At 64.0% G+C, this 247-nt stretch carries 1 protein-coding gene; it reads left to right on the forward strand.

Going from position 1 to position 247, the window contains the following annotated elements:
* A partial coding sequence (locus ACRHNM_RS17680) for a coproporphyrinogen III oxidase (protein ID WP_431137953.1) occupies positions 1-247 on the forward strand: 247 nt, incomplete at both ends.

Genomic DNA, 247 nt, shown 5'->3' on the forward strand with positions numbered 1-247 from the left:
GAGGAGGATGCCCGCCATTTCCACGGGGTATGCCGGTTAGCCTGCGATGCCCACGACCCGGAATTTTACCCGGAATACAAGGAGAAGTGCGACCGGTATTTCTGGAATGCCCACCGGGGGGAGTCCCGCGGGGTGGGCGGCCTGTTTTTCGACTACCCGAAACCAGGCCCCGACCGGTCCGCATCCGACTGGTACGCCTTTGTGACCCGGGTGGGGGATTCCTTCCTGGACGCCTACCCACCGCTCG

Origin of the sequence: Psychroserpens mesophilus (assembly GCF_050617655.1) — a bacterium.
GTDB lineage: Bacteria > Bacteroidota > Bacteroidia > Flavobacteriales > Flavobacteriaceae > Psychroserpens > Psychroserpens mesophilus_A.